Annotated in this window: 14 protein-coding genes; 8 read left to right on the top strand and 6 right to left on the bottom strand. The window is 47.1% G+C overall.

Features of this window, described 5'->3' with window-relative positions; translation table 11 throughout:
* The first annotated feature begins 2 nt into the window (after nucleotides 1-2).
* On the top strand, nucleotides 3-1220 hold the full coding sequence (locus ACI49J_RS00960; RefSeq protein ID WP_240253685.1) for an SLC13 family permease: 1218 nt from the start codon (nucleotides 3-5) through the stop codon (nucleotides 1218-1220).
* On the opposite strand, the gene ACI49J_RS00955 is transcribed toward ACI49J_RS00960, so the two are convergent.
* Genes ACI49J_RS00955 through ACI49J_RS00945 form a run of 3 tightly spaced genes read right to left on the bottom strand, consistent with a single transcriptional unit; the run spans nucleotide 1203 to nucleotide 7647 of the window.
* Nucleotides 1203-2339, bottom strand: a complete 1137-nt coding sequence (locus tag ACI49J_RS00955) for an acyl-CoA dehydrogenase family protein (RefSeq protein ID WP_240253684.1) — start codon at nucleotides 2337-2339, stop codon at nucleotides 1203-1205. The genes ACI49J_RS00960 and ACI49J_RS00955 overlap by 18 nt on opposite strands.
* 50 nt (nucleotides 2340-2389) lie before the next feature.
* On the bottom strand, nucleotides 2390-4192 hold the full coding sequence (locus tag ACI49J_RS00950; RefSeq protein WP_240253680.1) for a VWA domain-containing protein: 1803 nt from the start codon (nucleotides 4190-4192) through the stop codon (nucleotides 2390-2392).
* Complete coding sequence (locus ACI49J_RS00945; RefSeq protein ID WP_240253670.1) at nucleotides 4189-7647, bottom strand: cobaltochelatase subunit CobN; 3459 nt, start codon at nucleotides 7645-7647, stop codon at nucleotides 4189-4191. Before ACI49J_RS00945 ends, ACI49J_RS00950 begins: the two co-directional genes overlap by 4 nt.
* Before the next feature lie 120 nt (nucleotides 7648-7767).
* On the opposite strand from ACI49J_RS00945, the gene ACI49J_RS00940 reads away from it, so the two are divergent.
* Genes ACI49J_RS00940 through ACI49J_RS00925 form a run of 4 tightly spaced genes read left to right on the top strand, consistent with a single transcriptional unit; the run spans nucleotide 7768 to nucleotide 10900 of the window.
* Nucleotides 7768-8481 (top strand): A24 family peptidase C-terminal domain-containing protein, encoded by a 714-nt coding sequence (locus ACI49J_RS00940; RefSeq protein ID WP_012022017.1) that lies wholly within the window; start codon nucleotides 7768-7770, stop codon nucleotides 8479-8481.
* 36 nt (nucleotides 8482-8517) lie between these two features.
* Nucleotides 8518-9435, top strand: a complete 918-nt coding sequence (locus ACI49J_RS00935) for a cobalamin biosynthesis protein (RefSeq protein WP_012022018.1) — start codon at nucleotides 8518-8520, stop codon at nucleotides 9433-9435.
* Complete coding sequence (locus ACI49J_RS00930) at nucleotides 9432-10076, top strand: SAM-dependent methyltransferase (RefSeq protein WP_240253668.1); 645 nt, start codon at nucleotides 9432-9434, stop codon at nucleotides 10074-10076. Before ACI49J_RS00935 ends, ACI49J_RS00930 begins: the two co-directional genes overlap by 4 nt.
* Complete coding sequence (locus ACI49J_RS00925; RefSeq protein WP_240253666.1) at nucleotides 10073-10900, top strand: ABC transporter substrate-binding protein; 828 nt, start codon at nucleotides 10073-10075, stop codon at nucleotides 10898-10900. The genes ACI49J_RS00930 and ACI49J_RS00925 overlap by 4 nt, the downstream gene beginning before the upstream one ends.
* On the opposite strand, the gene ACI49J_RS00920 is transcribed toward ACI49J_RS00925, so the two are convergent.
* Nucleotides 10869-11369 (bottom strand): hypothetical protein, encoded by a 501-nt coding sequence (locus ACI49J_RS00920; protein WP_240253663.1) that lies wholly within the window; start codon nucleotides 11367-11369, stop codon nucleotides 10869-10871. The two genes, ACI49J_RS00925 and ACI49J_RS00920, sit on opposite strands and share 32 nt — an antisense overlap.
* A gap of 61 nt (nucleotides 11370-11430) precedes the next feature.
* On the opposite strand from ACI49J_RS00920, the gene cimA reads away from it, so the two are divergent.
* Nucleotides 11431-13002, top strand: coding sequence for a citramalate synthase (cimA, locus tag ACI49J_RS00915; protein ID WP_240253662.1), 1572 nt, complete (start codon nucleotides 11431-11433; stop codon nucleotides 13000-13002).
* 2 nt (nucleotides 13003-13004) lie between these two features.
* Nucleotides 13005-13910 carry a 4-hydroxybenzoate octaprenyltransferase gene (locus ACI49J_RS00910; RefSeq protein WP_012022023.1) on the top strand — a complete coding sequence of 302 codons (906 nt, stop codon included), beginning with the start codon at nucleotides 13005-13007 and terminating at the stop codon, nucleotides 13908-13910.
* Nucleotides 13911-14071: 161 nt separating this feature from the next.
* On the opposite strand, the gene ACI49J_RS00905 is transcribed toward ACI49J_RS00910, so the two are convergent.
* Nucleotides 14072-14962 carry an FAD/NAD(P)-binding oxidoreductase gene (locus ACI49J_RS00905; protein WP_240253660.1) on the bottom strand — a complete coding sequence of 297 codons (891 nt, stop codon included), beginning with the start codon at nucleotides 14960-14962 and terminating at the stop codon, nucleotides 14072-14074.
* A 38-nt stretch (nucleotides 14963-15000) separates the two neighbouring features.
* Between ACI49J_RS00905 and ACI49J_RS00900 the strand changes: the two genes are divergently transcribed.
* Nucleotides 15001-15633, top strand: a complete 633-nt coding sequence (locus ACI49J_RS00900; RefSeq protein WP_240253658.1) for a hypothetical protein — start codon at nucleotides 15001-15003, stop codon at nucleotides 15631-15633.
* Here the strand turns inward: ACI49J_RS00900 and ACI49J_RS00895 are convergent.
* Nucleotides 15623-15775 (bottom strand): hypothetical protein, encoded by a 153-nt coding sequence (locus ACI49J_RS00895; RefSeq protein ID WP_318552041.1) that lies wholly within the window; start codon nucleotides 15773-15775, stop codon nucleotides 15623-15625. The two genes, ACI49J_RS00900 and ACI49J_RS00895, sit on opposite strands and share 11 nt — an antisense overlap.
* Nucleotides 15776-15779: the final 4 nt, after the last annotated feature.

Raw genomic sequence — 15779 nt, 5'->3', positions numbered from 1 at the left:
CCATGAACCTGTTAGCGTTCGCTGTTGTTATAGTCACCTACGCACTAATAGCAACTAGGGGAGTTTCTGGAATACCCCCTTGGGCCTCCATGTTTTTCGGGGGTGTAATGATGATAGTGACGGGTGTTATTACTCCTCAGGAGGGATTTGCGTCTATCAACCTTGACGTCATCCTTTTCCTCATTACCCTCTTTACCTTCGCCTCTGCCCTGGAGGTTTCAGGCTTTCTAAAATACTTAGGATTTTATATTGTAAATAAGTTCAAGACGCCCTCTAGAACTCTTTTTGGGGTGTTGCTCTTCTCCGGTTTGCTGTCAAATCTGGTGACCAATGACGGTGTCTCGGCTAGCTGGACGCCAGTAATACTTGAAAGCAGTAAGAAACTTGGGGTGGATGAGAAACCATTCCTGTACGCGCTAGCATTTGGAGTTACAATTGGAAGCGTAATGCTCCCCACCGGAAACCCACAAAATCTTCTAATAGCCCTGGATGCCGGTCTGAAGAATCCCTTCATCGAGTTTGCGATGATCTTGGTACTGCCCACACTGATCAATCTTGCTCTATCGTATCCCATTTTACTCCTACTATTTAGGAAGGAACTTAAGAGTGACGGAGAGATTGGCCATTTTCAGGAAAAAATAGAGGACCCTGTCACTGCCTACACATCTCTGGCTCTACTGGGTATTACTGTGGTTTTATTTTTCTCACTTAGTTTTCTCGGAATAGACATAGTCCTAGGTTCCCTTACCACTTCGTCTATCCTTATCCTAGTCTCCAAAAGGAGGAGAGAAATCATTAGGAGGATGGATTGGTCTACCATTTTGTTCTTCATAGGATTGTTCATGTTTACAGAGGGCATGATAAAGGGCGGGGTCCTGAGTGCCATAGTCCGCTATCTTCCATCCCCGTCGTCCGTCTTTACCATTATGCTGGTAAGCGTTCTGGTTAGCCAATTGCTTAGCAACGTACCCCTGGTCGCAATATACATCCCTGTGATGATTTCCTCTGGTGCCACGTCTCCGCTGGATTGGCTCGCCCTAGCCGCAGGTAGCACAATAGCTGGCAACTTCACGTTAATAGGAGCAGCTAGTAATGTGATAATCTCAGAGTCTTCAGAAAGTAGGGGAGGAAAAGGATTTGGATTTATAGAGTTTATTAAAAACTCTGTTCCTCTGTTGATAGTAAATTTTCTAGTTCTCTACCTATTTCTTAGGCTGTAGGGCCCTGGACACCGCTATAAGCTGCATCTCATTTGTTCCTTCTGCAATCTCCATGATCTTAGCGTCCCTATATAGCCTCTCAACCTTCGAGCCTCTGTTTAGTCCATGTCCTCCAAATATATGTAAGGCAGTCCTACTAACTTCAGCTGCGGTTATAGCGGCCATATACTTGGCCATGCTGGCCTCAGTTAACGCCTCTATTCCCTTGTCGAGCATGTAGGCTGCCCTGATGGTCAGTAGCCTTGATGCCTCAACCTTAACTAGTGCATCTGCTAGGTTAAAGGATATCCACTCCTGTTCAAGGAGAGATTTTCCAAATTGTTTTCTCGATGCAGCCCTGTTAACTGCATCCTCTAAAGCCCCCCTGGCTATACCCACAGCTATACCGGCATAACCGTTTCTGCTTACCATCAATGCCTTTATTGCCCCCCTGAAGGCGTCTCCTTCCTTGCCTATAATTGAGTCCTTTGGAACCCTAGCATTGTTAAACTTCACGTAGGAGACTCCAGCTCCCCTGATCCCCATAAGGTCTAGTTTGTGAACCTCTATCCCAGGGGTCTTTGTGTCCACAAGTAGCATTGAGATGCCCTGCCTATCTCCCGGATTACCGCTTGTCCTTGCCAGAACTACCATCTTCGTGGAAAACGATGCCCCACTCGTGAAGATTTTCTCCCCATTAATGACTAGCTCGTTTCCTTCTAACTTCGCTGTCGTCTGAAGCGCACCAAGATCAGATCCAGCACCAGGCTCTGTAAGTGCCACAGCGTAAATTTCCTTTCCCTTAACCCCTTCCTCTATCCACGTCTTGGCTGAGTCCCCTCCAACTGAGACTAGAAGCTGAAGGGCATTCAGCTGGGTATGAAGGCTGTGTGACGCTCCGCCACTCTCCGCACCCAGTTCCTCCGTGGCAATGGCGAAGGCTACCTCACCTAGCCCCAGGCCACCATATTGGGGTGGAATCTTCATTCCTAGAAGTCCCATTTCTCCAAAGTCCTTTACTATCTTCTCTCCTCCTTCATTCTTTTCATCCATAGCCTTGGCGTACTCCCTAACAACTTTCTGGGCGTAGTCCCTCACTTTCTCCTTGTACTCAAGCTGTTCCTTTGTTAACTCGAACATGGCTATCAGTCTCTGAAAGGTATAAATGATATTAAACTTTACCTTAACCTCTAGTGCAAATTATCTACAAAATCTGATCCACGTAATAAGAGGCCATGAGCTCTCTCAGCAAGCGTGGGATTGAAAGAGGGCTGATAGGGACTTCCGGTGTCTATCACGATGAACTTAGAAACTTCACCTAACTTGATAGAAAAATACTCTAGCTCTTGGAGAATATTTCCTCCAAGGGAGACGTTGGCCTTACCATCCGAGATCAAGAAGACTAGGGGATTTAGCTTTCTTCTGGATCTCCTCTCCCTGTTCACGATTTGCAAGGCTAGGTACAGGGCCATGGACATGGGGGTCTTACCAGCAGGACGAACCCCGTTGACGAACTCCTCGACTTTTCTCAAGTTTCTGGTTAGGGGAACGTCATATCTGGCCTCCGATCCTGAGAAAGTTACGAGACCAACCTTGCTCCTAACTTGGTATGCCTTCTGGAGCAACTCCCTAAGTATGGCCTTTGCGACTAGAATTCGCCTGGAAAAGTCCATGGACCTGCTAGAGTCCAGGAGAAGTAGGATGGGTATCGCTCCCTGGGTCTCCAGGCTCTTCATGACTAGGTCATCTGGGTTAAGCCAGTTCCTTCGATCTAGGGCCATGTTAATCAGGGAGGAGTGAAGATCCAGATGAATCCCGCCACCCCTAAACCTGCCATTAATGGTGTCAAATACTCCACCTTTTCCGAAGCCAGTTCCAGGTGACTTCGTCTTGGGTAAATCTGGCTTTATTGAGAGGTTAATTTCTTGTTCCTGTTTTTCCTGCCTACTGCCACCTGAGGAATTGGTGTCACTCGTAGTGTTGCCTTGAACCTCTCCTTGATTCCTGGGGAGACTACTGGAGCCAGCTGAGGCACGCCTCTCGCTTACCCTGTGATGTAACACGAATTCCAGGGCTTGCTTCGCTTCCTCCTCATCCACCTCCGTCTTACCACTTAGGGCTGCGAGGGCCCTTGCTACCTTTACCGCTGCTATCATTGCCCTGGTACTGGAGGATTGAGACAGAATCTCCTCTGCCAGATATTGCATCAGCTTATCGGGAATTTTAACTGTGGGCAAGATCTCCTTTGCCTTAAGGATTTTCTCCCTGAGTTGGGCTTCCTCTTCTCGGTACTTAGAGAGAAACTCCTCTGGATTTCTCTCAAATTCCTCAACTCGCTTTGCGATCTCTATGAGCTCCTCAGGGCTCCCAGGGGACTCTGCCTCCACGGATATGGCAAATCTATCCAGTAGCTGTGGCCTTAATTCTCCCTCTTCCGGGTTCATGGTCCCGATCAGGATGAAATCTGCAGGATGAATGATGGAGATGCCTTCTCTCTCCACCACGTTAAACTTAGAGGCTGCGGCATCTAGAATTGCGTTCACCACCTCGTCGGGAAGTAAGTTCACTTCGTCTATGTATAGAATCCCCCTGTTCGCGAGGGCCAATAGACCTGGTTCAAGACCCCTTTCCCCTTCCTTTAGGACCCTCTTTATGTCGAGGGTGCCCACAACCCTGTCGAGGGTGGCACTCACAGGTAACTCGACTATCCTCATTCTTCTCCTAGCCCTGGGAAGTCTCTGGCCTTGATCTACCCTCGCCCTGCACGTGTTACACATTCTCTCCCTATGGTCTGGATCGCAGGAAAAGGGGCAATCAGCTACCACCTCTATCTCTGGCAAGAGGTTGGCCAGAGCCCTTACAGCCGTGGACTTGGCTACTCCTTTGGGTCCCTTGATCAGTACACCTGTGATGGTTGGATCAACTGCAACGAGGAGAAGGGCTTTCTTTAATCTCTCTTGACCCACGATGGCACTGAAGGGAAAAGACCTCACTCTAGCTCTCCCTCTATCTGCGAGTAAACGTTTAACAGTTGCTCGTCAATCTCCTTTGAAGGCCTCCATATACCCCTGTTTTTTGCCTCTATCAGCCTCCTCGTTATCTCCTCGAGGGCGTATGGATTAACCTCATTGAACCAGTTTCTCATTCGTTCATTCAACACTATCTTGGAGGCAACGTTATTGAAGATCTGATCATTTACCAGTCTAGTGGTAGCTGCCCATCCATAAAGATGCTCAACTTTCTTGAGGATCTCTGTGGCTCCCCTGTACCCAAACCTCATCTGCGAGTTAAGCCATGAGTCGTTGAGAAGCTTTCCAATGCTTACCCTCTCTATCTCCTCCCTGAACAGCCTAAGCTGAGGCCTGTTGGGATTGGAGGTATCCTCATACATCAGCTCAGGGTTCCTGCCTATCTTCTTACAAGCTAGGTAGAGCCCTCCCACGTAGCTGTAGTTACAGCTATCGTCGAGGATGTCTATCTCATCTATCTCCCTCTTGTGGACTATCATTTCCACGTTCTCAATGGCCCTCTTCAACGAGTCTGTGGCCCTTATACCGTTCTTCCCTTTCCCATATGCGTATCCTAACCAGTCGAGATACACGTCCCCAAGCTCCGATTCCTGGTTCCACACCCCAGACTCTATGGCGTGGCTCACCCCAGAACCGTAAGCCCCTGGCTTAGCTGAGAACACGTGATATTTGAGGGAGTTGGCCCTTGGATAGTTGAGGCTTTCTGGCTCGTTAAGGGAGGATACCAACTGCGTTGCCTCGTCCAACAGCTCCACGATGTTCATTAGGTTATCCCTAACGATACCGCTAACGTTGATTACCACGTCAATTCTAGGTCTCTGGAGTTCATCTAATGGTATTGGTTTAACTCCCTGAACCCTCTTGGTTATGGGGTTCCACACAGGTGTCACGCCCAGGGTCCTGAGAATTTGGGCCACTAACTCTCCGTCTGATCTGAAAACGTCAGTTGACCAGAGTATGAAGCCTATTGCCCTTGGATACCTGCCGTTCTTCCTGTAGAAAGTATCTATCAATTTCTCAGCTAACAAGGCACCCGTTTGCCAGGCCGACTGCGTTGGTATCTTCCAAAGGTCAACTGCATAGAAGTTCCTCCCAGTGGGGAGGACGTCATACCTCCCCCTGGTAATTGAGCCCGATGGACCAGGCTCCACAAATCTCCCATTTAGCGCCTCCATGAGACTTTCCCTCTCCAGGTTCACAGACTCGAGAACCTTGGTGAGGACGTAATTCTCCTTTTCGGGTAACTTAGTTTGGCCTTGTATGGCACTGATTACCATCTCCTTAGCCTTCTCCCTACCATACGTCTTTACCAAGGAATCCTCCTCGAATCTCGTCGCCGTAACAACATATTCCGCTAAGTCCTCCTCAGATGGCACATCCCCCAGTACGTGAAGTCCCTTGGAGATAGTTGAATCCTTAAAGATGTTGAGCCTGTGCTCGATCTCGTGTGTGGCCTTATCTGGATCGGTGAAGTCCACTGTCAACCCTATCTTCTCAGCGGTCTCCTTGATCTTGTTAAGTACCAGCTTCTGCCTAACCTCGTTATCCGCCCTTTCCGCCTCCTCGTATTCCTCTATCATGTCCTCTAGTTTCCTGGCTTCCTCAGGTATCTCATCGAACATGGTGGGAGGAGAGAGATGATCCACTAGAACTGCGTAACTTCTCCTCTTTGCAGTTATGCCCTCCCCAGGCACGTTCATGGAATATATGTAAAGGTGGGGTAACTCGCCCACGGAAATTTGTGGGAAGCAGGCAGGGGATAATCCCACCCCCTTACCGGGCGTAAACTCTAAGGTACCGTGGGTCCCCACATGGATTATCACATCAGCCCCAAATCCCTTAGCTATCCACCTGTAGAAGGCTAACCAGAAGTGGGGAACGGGCAGATCAGAGTTATGAACTAACCTGATCGCGTTCTCCTCGTCCTGCCACGTAACCCTCTTTGGTTGAACCCCCACAAACACGTTGCCGAAAACGAGACCAGGTATGATGAACTTCTCGCCGTCAAACATGTATTCCCTGGTTCCAGGCTTCAGCTCTCCCCAGGTTTCAATCACCCTCTTTCTGGCCTCTTCAGGGAGGGTACTGAAGAATTCCATGTAGTCTTTGTAGCTAAGGGTTCCAGCTGTGCCAGCCCTGAGGATATCCTCGAGGGAGTTCCACCTAGTTTCTGGAAAGGCCCTGCTCAATATGATTTGCTTGACCAAATCCTCCCCACTAGAGGGAAGATCCTTCACGGTATATCCACGTCTCTTCAGGAGGTGCATGATCTCAATGGTTGTCTGTAGCGTATCCAATCCCGTGGCACTGCCTATGTTTGCCTCCAGGTCCTTGTATGCTGAGGCGCTATGGAGGATGATGGCAATTCTTTTCTCGCTGTTAGGTTTATACCTGAGGTCTATCCATCTCCTTACCCTGGAAACCAGGTACTCAACTTGATCCCTCGCAGGGCTCAAAATCCTGTAGGTGTAGTTGCCAGACTTAACAACCTTTATCGTTCCCACTAGGATGGGTTCTATGGTCCCGTTGAGCTCCGGCATCATGACGCTCATCATGGTTCCTATGGGATCTAGACCCTTGGAGGAGAGCCACTCGTTCTCAGTCTTGTAATAATCTATAACTCCTTGGAACACGGGAACGTTTAGCCTTTGAAGGATAGTGGAATCCCAGTTCTTGATAAGGGAAAAGGATAGAAGACTTATCACCGCGTCCACTATGGGCTTCCCATCAATCATGAAGTACCTCTGAATCGCCTCGTCATTTCCCTCTATTCCCCTATCCTTGCTCCCAAATCCTTGCACGAAAACTGGTATAGGGGTGATTCCGTGCCTCTCCAAACTTGAAATTATTGCATCAACCACGCCCAGGTCCCTGTCAGTCCAGGCTGTCCTGTAGAAGAGAATTCCCACCCTTTTCCCAGAATCACCAACCCTATCTAGAAAGTCCCTCACTTCACTGAAGGGTTCTGCGAACCTCGGGTGGTATATCCCCGAGAAGGGGAGTGGTTTAGGCTCCTGTGCGGTGATGTCAGGATACTTTAGACTAAGCAGGTAAAGAATGAGATTCTTGATGTTTACCTCTCCGCCATACGAATAGTAAGCCGATACCTTCCCAAGGGCCTCTGGAGGAGCCTTGTTGTAGTTACTTAACGCAGGATCTACGACCACCACGACCTCCTTTCTTCTCAGGATTGGGGAAAGCTTCTCCATTATTTCCTGGTAAAGCTGTTCGCTCGAGAAGTGGTGAATGAAGACCACGTCAGCGCTCTCAAGAAATCTCATGAAGTTATCGTCGATGGGATCCAGCCTGGGATATTTGATCCTTAACTCGACTCCCAGTTCCTGGGCCTTCTCCACGAAGGTTCTTATCACAGAACCGTTCCAGCCTATGAGGATGGCTAATTTCCTATCCTGGATCATTCCTGGTTAGCCTATCCATACAATACGGAAAACTTTTTATCTTTACCTGATAAGACGCTGGTAAGGGTATCTGGCCCCAGACTCCCCCGTGTAGGGTTGGGATGAAGAGGGTTTCCTGCCGTGTTGCCTATATACTTGTTACAGGTCCTTCTAAGTGTCGTGATGTTGCTTCACACTTCAATTCTGGACTTAAGGTATAGGGAAGTTGATCCCAAGATCTGGTTGATATACTCTCCACTTATAGCCTTCCTCTATTTCGATATTCACGAGGTCAACCTTTTCATCTATCTCTATTCCATTGTCGCAGTCCTCGCTGTGTTCTTCGGGTTTTACGTTATCTCATTCATGGGTGGTGCAGATCTATTCGCAATAATCATTCTGGGCCTAGCGAACGCGTCGGTGCACCCACTACTATTCAGCGGGTTATCCCAGCAGGGGATGGAACCTTTAATAGTGGTGCTATATTCATCCGTTCTAATCGTCCTGTCCGGAATAATTAATTTCGCACGTAATTTCAAATATACCAGTGGATTGCCACTTGGAACCAGGCTTGTTCTGTCCTTCACGGCAAGGAGAATCAAGGTGAAGCAATTCCTCAGGTCGAAGTTCCTCTTTCCCTTGACAGAAATCGATGAAAGCGGGTCCGAGAGCCTTAGGATGGGGTTTTCGGTTGACGAGGATGACTCGCACTGGAGAGATCTTTACGCTAAACTGGTTAGGGAGGGCAAACTGGAAGAGGAAAGATACATATGGGTTGCGTGGGGAGTACCAGTTCTTCCCTTCATCTTGCTTGGTTACCTGATAAGCCTTGTGATAGGACTACCTTTTTCATGATGTTTAATAAGGGGTGAGCTTAATCAAGTATTTGACTTGTATGTATCTAAGATTAAGATAGTTTCTGATCCCAGTAACGAGCTGGCTAAAACACTGGCCAAAAGATTAGAGGAGCTTGGATACTACGTGGTCAATGAGAATCCTGAGATCTACGTGTTCTTCTATCCCCTGGGAATTACTGTGAGAAAGATTCTAGGGTTGATAAGGGATAAGGCCACTGACCCGGTAGTCATCAGTGTGACAGATGACGGTAGTTATGTGATACCCGTCATCAAGGAACATCGTGGTGGCTCCATCCTCGGAGGCATAATTGCAGATTTGATGGGGTCTCAACTTGTTCTCACGTCACGTACCTCACAGATGGGTATTTACAGCGTAGAGGAATTCGCGTGGATGAATGGGCTTGAGATAGACCCGAAGGTGGCAGACTCGCTGAACTTCAAACTTGTTAAGAACGGGAAGCTGAGGTTCTTCGTGGAGGATAGGTTAGACCTTAAGGTGGTTGAGGGTTTCGAACCCGCGGACAGGTTAGAAAACGCTGACCTAGTCATAGGTGAAGAGTGCTCGGATCTTCCCACCTTAAGGCCCAAGAGACTGGTAATAGGGCTTGGATACTCCACAGGGGTTCCGCTTGAAGTCCTCTACTTTTCAATAGTTAGCACAATGAAATCGCTTCATGTGTATGAAAGGAGGTTGGATTTTATTGCTGTTCCTGAGATAAAGCAGGGAGATGAAAGGATCAAGAAGATAGGTAACATGCTAGGTGCGTCAATTATCTACGTTCCACTGGATCAGATTCGAGGTAGGAGTCAATCTACTCCATCCAGGGTTGCCAGGGATAGATTTGGTATTGATGGTGTATGCGAACCTTCGCTCGAGGCACTTGGAACTAGAATTGTTCTTAAAAGAACTAAAAGGGCGTATGGAGTAGTTACATGCTTGGGGGTTAAATGATCAAGGTTGTGGGGATAGGAGCTGGTGGAGACACCCTTACGCTTAAGGCAGTAAAGGAGCTGAGAAGTGCTAGCGTAGTTATAGGCTACTCTAGTTACGTTGATCTAGTCAAGGATTTCCTTAATCCCGACGCTCAGATCATGGAAAGCAAGGTAGAGGAAATAGAGTTGAGGGTTGCTCAAGCTCGCGAAATGAAGGACAGGAACACCGTAGTGATCAGTTCTGGCGACCCTATGGTTTTTGGCATGGGATCTCGCCTGTATGGAGACGCTGATGAGGTGATTCCAGGGATCACCGCAATTAGCCTCGCCGCTAGCCTGCTAAAGATACCTCTTGATGATTACGCCGTGATAAATGCTAGCACGTACTCAACGACCCTGGACAAAATCCTGGAGAAACTGAGGGCGACAATAGAGGCAAACTTCACAATAGGGATATACAACCTCAATCCCGTGGGAAGGAGAGGGGACGCCAAGATGATAGAGAAGGAGATTAAGGATAAGGCGAGGGGATGGAACTTCTACATAGTTCGTAACGCTATGAGGAGAGACCAACGGATTATTCGTGGAAAGGTCGAGGAGTTGAACATTGACGACGTGGATATGAACTCGCTTCTCGTGCTCAAGAGATGGTTCAGATGAGAAAAAGGATATTCAACGATGTGCTGAACGACTTCGTGGAGGTGGAGTATCCCCCAAGGAGAGTGGTGAGCCTAGATCCTGCCTCCACAGAAACCCTGTTCATGATAGGGGCAGGCGATCTGGTAGTGGGAACAGATGCCTTCAGTTACAGACCTCCAGAGGCCAGAAACAGGGTAAAGCTGGGAAGCTACACCCACGTTAAGTTTGAGATTTTGGACCAACTTGACCCGGACATAATCTTCACCACGCTAGGAGCTCAGAAGGACCTTACATCAGAGCTAGAGCGAAAAGGTTATCCAGTTTACCCCTTGAGGGTGGCTACCACGGTTGGAGAAATCCTGAATAATATCCTTCTGGTTGGCAATGCCTCTGGTCATCAGGAAAGTTCTAGGTTACTTTATCTGGACCTCTTAAACAAATTGAACAGCTTACCTCACCCCGAGGTGAGGCCTCGGATTTACGTAGAGCTTGACCTAGGAGGTCCCATAACTCCTGGCTTCCCGTCACACATCAGCGACGGAATTTGGCTGGCCGGAGGAAAGAACGTATTTGACAGCCTAACTGATGCCTACGTGGAGCCAAGGGCAGATCAACTTAAGGAATTACAAATAGACTTGATAATATATGAGCCCAAGAGGGAGAGACCAGAGGAATTGCAACGCTTTAGGGACTCTCTTAAAACTAGGGGACTTTCTCACATGTTAAATCTTCCGGTATACGTGAGCAGGGGAGATTTCCTAGCACATCAGGGACCTAGCTTTATTCAGGAGGTAATCCCGTGGATTAACAAGGTCATTTTTTCCTGGTTACAAACCAAGAAATAACGTACCAAAGTATCATTGCGACACCGGCCAAGACTACAACGTCTAGGAAGGTTTGAAGAATTCCCAGGGAGTAATAGAAATTACTAATTGTCTGTGCGTTAAATAGTCCATATGTAAAAGAGATATTTGAGGTTTGATTATCTAGGTTTATTATCTCGATTTCGTACCTTGACTGATTTAATTCTATGGAGACTTCCTTTTGTTGATTAAGAATTGGTTTACCAGTGGAGCTTAATAGCGAAACGTTTGCATTTCCCTTGAGAACTAGAAATATTATTGCCTGCCCACTTTGCGCAGTGAAGTTCTTGACTATGACGGATTGATCAGGACCTACTATCACATACCCCTGGTTAGATTTGTACACATTGTTTACTGAAGAATAACCTGGATAATACAATGGTAAAGAGACGTAAAGTGACGAGCCAATAACCAGAAACACTAACCCAACGATCAGTAAGTTGAGGTTCATAATTGCACATCTCTATAGTCAAGTTTATATAATCAGTTTAAACATTACCTAACCATGGCCGGTGGCCAAGAAATCCATAGAAATACTTGACACAACCCTTAGGGATGGTTCTCAAGCAGCAACTATTTCCTTCACCCTAAGGGATAAGATAAAGATAGCCCTTCTCCTAGACGAGCTAGGAGTAGACTATATAGAAGGTGGATGGCCTGGATCTAACCCTAAGGATTACGAGTTCTTCAGGGAGATTAAGAACTACTACCTTAAGCATTCAAAGATTGCAGCTTTTGGGAGCACTAGAAGGAAGGATTTAAGGCCAGAGAACGACCCGAGCCTATCTTCAATTCTAGAGGCAGACGTCAAGGTTGCGGTGCTCTTCGGTAAAACATGGACGCTCCACGTCAAGGAAATATTGAGGACCACCTTGGAAGATAATCTCTCCATAATAGCTGATAGCATCCAATTCCTGAGGGATCATGGACTGGAGGTTATATTCGATGCTGAACATTTCTATCAAGGCTTCAAGGAGGATCCAGATTATGCAATAAGGGTAGTTAATACTGCAGGTGAGGCTGGGGCAAGAGTTGTCGCCCTAGCGGATACCAACGGGGGCACGCTACCCCATGAGGTACTAGAAATAACCAGACGAGTGGCCGAAAACACTAGGGTGAAGCTTGGGGTTCACATGCACAATGATTCGGGTACAGCAGTAGCTAACTCATTGATGGGGGTAGTAGGAGGGGCTAGACACGTTCAGGGAACTATTAACGGAATTGGTGAGAGAACTGGAAATGCTGACCTAATTCAGATAATACCCAGCCTTGTTCTAAAAATGGGGTATAGGGTACTCAAGAATGAGGATGGTCTTAAGAAGCTAAAACAGGTGTCCTCCACACTCTATGAATTGGCAGGATTACATCCCAACCCCTTCCAGCCCTATGTGGGAGATAACGCATTTACCCATAAGGCAGGAGTTCACGCCGATGCGGTAATGAAGAACACCAGAGCATATGAACATATAGACCCGTCCCTACTGGGCAATCAGAGAAAGGTAGTAATCTCAGAGCTTTCTGGGACGTCCAACCTAGTGAATTACCTTGAGAAACTGGGAATCAAGGTAGAAAAGAAGGAGGAGAAATTGAAGAAGGCATTAAAGGCCATCAAGGAGATGGAGGCCCGCGGATACAGCTTTGACCTGGCACCTGAATCGGCTATGTTAGTGGCCTTCAAGGAAATGGGAATATATGAAAAGTTCTTCGACGTGCAGTACTGGAAGGTTATAAACGAGAACGGATTAGCCCTTGCCGTAGTCAAGGTTAACTCTAGAGTTGAAGCTGCTGAAGGTACGGGACCAGTTCACGCAGTGGACGTGGCGCTGAGACGGTGCCTCTCAAAGGATTTTCCTGAAATAGAGAGAGTTAAACTCACGGATTACAGGGTCGTTCTACCAGGCGAGGTAAAGAACACGGAGAGCGTAGTACGTGTGACCATCGAGTTTAACGACGGAGAAAGGTCTTGGAGGACTGAAGGTGTCTCAACTAGCGTTATAGAGGCATCGATAATGGCACTTGTGGATGGGCTGGACTATTATCTTCAACTTAATAAGAAATTAAAGCCTCTAGTTGCAAAAGAGTAGTCGTGTCTTGGGATCCTGGAGGAGCGACAGCTAGTCACGGTAAACTCTACATCTATTTGAAGTTCCTTAGAATGGAGCAGACATTTTTTAGTCTGCCCATGGCATACATGGGGGCGTTCGTAGCCGTTAGGGGTATACCATCTCCAAGCGTTTTGTTACTAATATTTTCGGCCCTCTTCTTCCTTAGGATAGCAGGCATGACTAATGATAACCTAGCTGATAGGGAGATAGACTCGAGAAATCCCAGAACAAGGACGAGGCCCCTTGTCACTGGAGCTATAACCACTAAAGAGGCCAAGGTATTGATAGCCATAGGCCTCGTGGGTTTCTTCGCGTCTGCCTATCTTGTGAACAGATGGGCCTTCCTTCTTTCACCCATAGTCGCCCTGGTTACAATGACCTATCCTTACATGAAGAGGTTCACTGCCTTCGCGAATTATCAGATAGCCACAGTGCAGGGCTTGGCAGTATTTAGCGGAGCTGTGGCCAGCGTGGGAGTAGATGCAACATCCCTGACCCAGGTGTTGGGATCCGTTCCTTGGTTGTTCGTGATTGCAACGATACTTTGGGCCGTTGGATTCGATCTTTACAATCATATTCCGGATGCAGATTTTGACAGAAAGATGGGTCTACATAGTTTCGCCGTAGTGTTGGGTAACAGGGCATTAACCTTCGCTGGGCTAAATCAGTTGTTCTCAGTGCTCCTCGATATCCTTGCTGATTTCATGTATAACCTAGGACCTATTTCCTATGCCTCAACGGTATTGCACGGCCTCGTTATGGCCTACGCCTTCTATTTGGCCTCCAAGGGAATGTTTGGGAAGGCTTTCTACTACAATATTTACTCCTCAATTATACTGGGGTTAGGCATAGACCTAGATATTCTTCTTGGGATACCATTCACCTAGAGAAGGGTGACGAGTTTATCATGTCAACGTAAATATGGCGCAAAGTGAAAACTCTTACGCTAAGCAAATTAACCCCATTATGCAAATTTTATACAGGACTCTCAGGGACCTCTGAATGAGGAGGAGTTTTCCCCCAGACACCCCCCGGGTCCCTGGGTGTCCTAGAGGTTGATTAGAAATCCCATATTACCCTTTCTCCAGATGTAATATCTTTCAATAAACCGCTTAAATAGTGGTCTGATCCTTGACTTAGTAATGGATAGCTGTCTGCCTCCCCACGGAAAGGTAGATCTCACGTGAAGACCTGTCCCCCTTCCATCGTCCAAAATAAAAATGAAGATCGGTTTAAATTCCCCTACATATTCCCTTATTCTTTGACCAATGTATATGCCAGTTCTCATGGCCAATTCACCTAACTTGGGCCATCCCTTGATAATATCACCCGCGGCAAAGATCCCTTGCCTCACCTCTAGGAACTGATTTACCTCATAAAACGAAAAGGGATGAGGTGGTGTACACTCGTCTAGGACGAGATCAGGAGACTCAGTGGTACCAATCCCAGCTTGCTCAAGGAGAGCAGACACTTCGCTTACCAGTGGCTCGCCCAACCATTTTAGGTAGGAAGTTTTGACTTTGACATCCTTTCTTAGTTTCTTGAGGTAGAACGCCAGTTGGAGAACTAAATACTCGTCTCTTTCATCCTGGCTCCCCAACGTCACTCTGGATAACTTGACCGACTCTCCCATGATTTCATTAAGGTTCTCCCTAACACAACCTGGAGCGATAACTAGATTAGTGGCCTGGATTCTCTCACCATTTACCTGAACTACCCTAGAGGAAAGATCCACGTCCTTTACCTCCCCTATCTCCACAAAGGGTACCTTTGTCCGCGTGGCTATTTTGGGCTCTACGACTTTCCTCAGTTCGGCTGTCCAGAACCTAAACTCGTCGCTCCTCGAGAGTACTGTTGCATTTCCCTTCAACGAATAGTAAGCGTTGAGCCCAGCATATCCTCCGCCTATAATTAGTGTGCCTACAACCCTATCGTTCATCTAAGCTTAATAGACGATGGAGAACTAAATGTCTAATCGTGAAATTATCCCTAGGATACTCAAACGAGGCTGATCTGATACCCTTAACTCCCCTACTTGAAGGTAAACTTGAGAGAGATATAACCATAGAGCCTGTCAAGGTAAAGGAAGATGATCTAAAATTCGTGTTTCAGAAGTTCGATCTGATCTACGTTCCTATCCCAATAATAAATTATATTCCAGATATAAAATTTATTTCAAATGGAGCAAGAGTTGCGGAGAAAATTGGGATTAAGGGTGAATGCGAAGGAGGTCCTGTTTGTGTCAAAAGTTCCAATTCTACAGAGTATTATTTCATGAAAATGTTTGATCCTAAAAGAACGGTAACTAGGGGCGATTGTAAATGTTTCGTTAGTACAGATGACTTAGACGAAGATCTGACTCCGCTCTGGAGAGAAGCGTGCGGGGATGTTCCCTTAGTGCTCAAGTTAATAGCCGTTAACCTTGACGAATCGCAAGCCTCTAAGGTGAAGATTGCCATTAGGGAGTCAGCCTCGATAGTTGCATCCAGCAAGGGTATTTCGCAATACTCCAAAGAATTAGGCCTTAAGGGAAGACAGGGTGTGGAATGCTTTGTAAACAGGTGCAGAGAGGTTGGGCTCTGTTCGAAAAATAGATACTTTATGCTTTAGCCTTTCCTGACCTTACTATCCTTATCAGCCTTAGCGTGAAGTACAAAGCAGGTATATACATCACGTCATCGAGGGAAGACCCCTTGAACGCCAGTATCAGTGCGATGAGTAAGAGGGAAATAATTTCATCTTTCATAGACATAATT

Origin of the sequence: Metallosphaera sp. D4-4 (genome assembly GCF_046245145.1) — an archaeon.
Lineage (GTDB): Archaea > Thermoproteota > Thermoprotei_A > Sulfolobales > Sulfolobaceae > Metallosphaera > Metallosphaera sedula.
This window is presented reverse-complemented; position numbering and strand designations above follow the sequence as displayed.

Excerpts from the sequence above, each read along its gene's own strand:
- ACI49J_RS00905 (WP_240253660.1), bottom strand. The coding sequence starts at position 14,962 with ATGAACGATAGGGTTGTAGGCACACTAATTATAGGCGGAGGATATGCT.
- ACI49J_RS00920 (WP_240253663.1), bottom strand. The coding sequence starts at position 11,369 with ATGAACCTCAACTTACTGATCGTTGGGTTAGTGTTTCTGGTTATTGGC.
- ACI49J_RS00955 (WP_240253684.1), bottom strand. The coding sequence starts at position 2,339 with ATGTTCGAGTTAACAAAGGAACAGCTTGAGTACAAGGAGAAAGTGAGG.
- ACI49J_RS00960 (WP_240253685.1), top strand. The coding sequence starts at position 3 with ATGAACCTGTTAGCGTTCGCTGTTGTTATAGTCACCTACGCACTAATA.
- ACI49J_RS00925 (WP_240253666.1), top strand. The coding sequence starts at position 10,073 with ATGAGAAAAAGGATATTCAACGATGTGCTGAACGACTTCGTGGAGGTG.
- ACI49J_RS00945 (WP_240253670.1), bottom strand. The coding sequence starts at position 7,647 with ATGATCCAGGATAGGAAATTAGCCATCCTCATAGGCTGGAACGGTTCT.
- ACI49J_RS00895 (WP_318552041.1), bottom strand. The coding sequence starts at position 15,775 with ATGTCTATGAAAGATGAAATTATTTCCCTCTTACTCATCGCACTGATA.
- ACI49J_RS00930 (WP_240253668.1), top strand. The coding sequence starts at position 9,432 with ATGATCAAGGTTGTGGGGATAGGAGCTGGTGGAGACACCCTTACGCTT.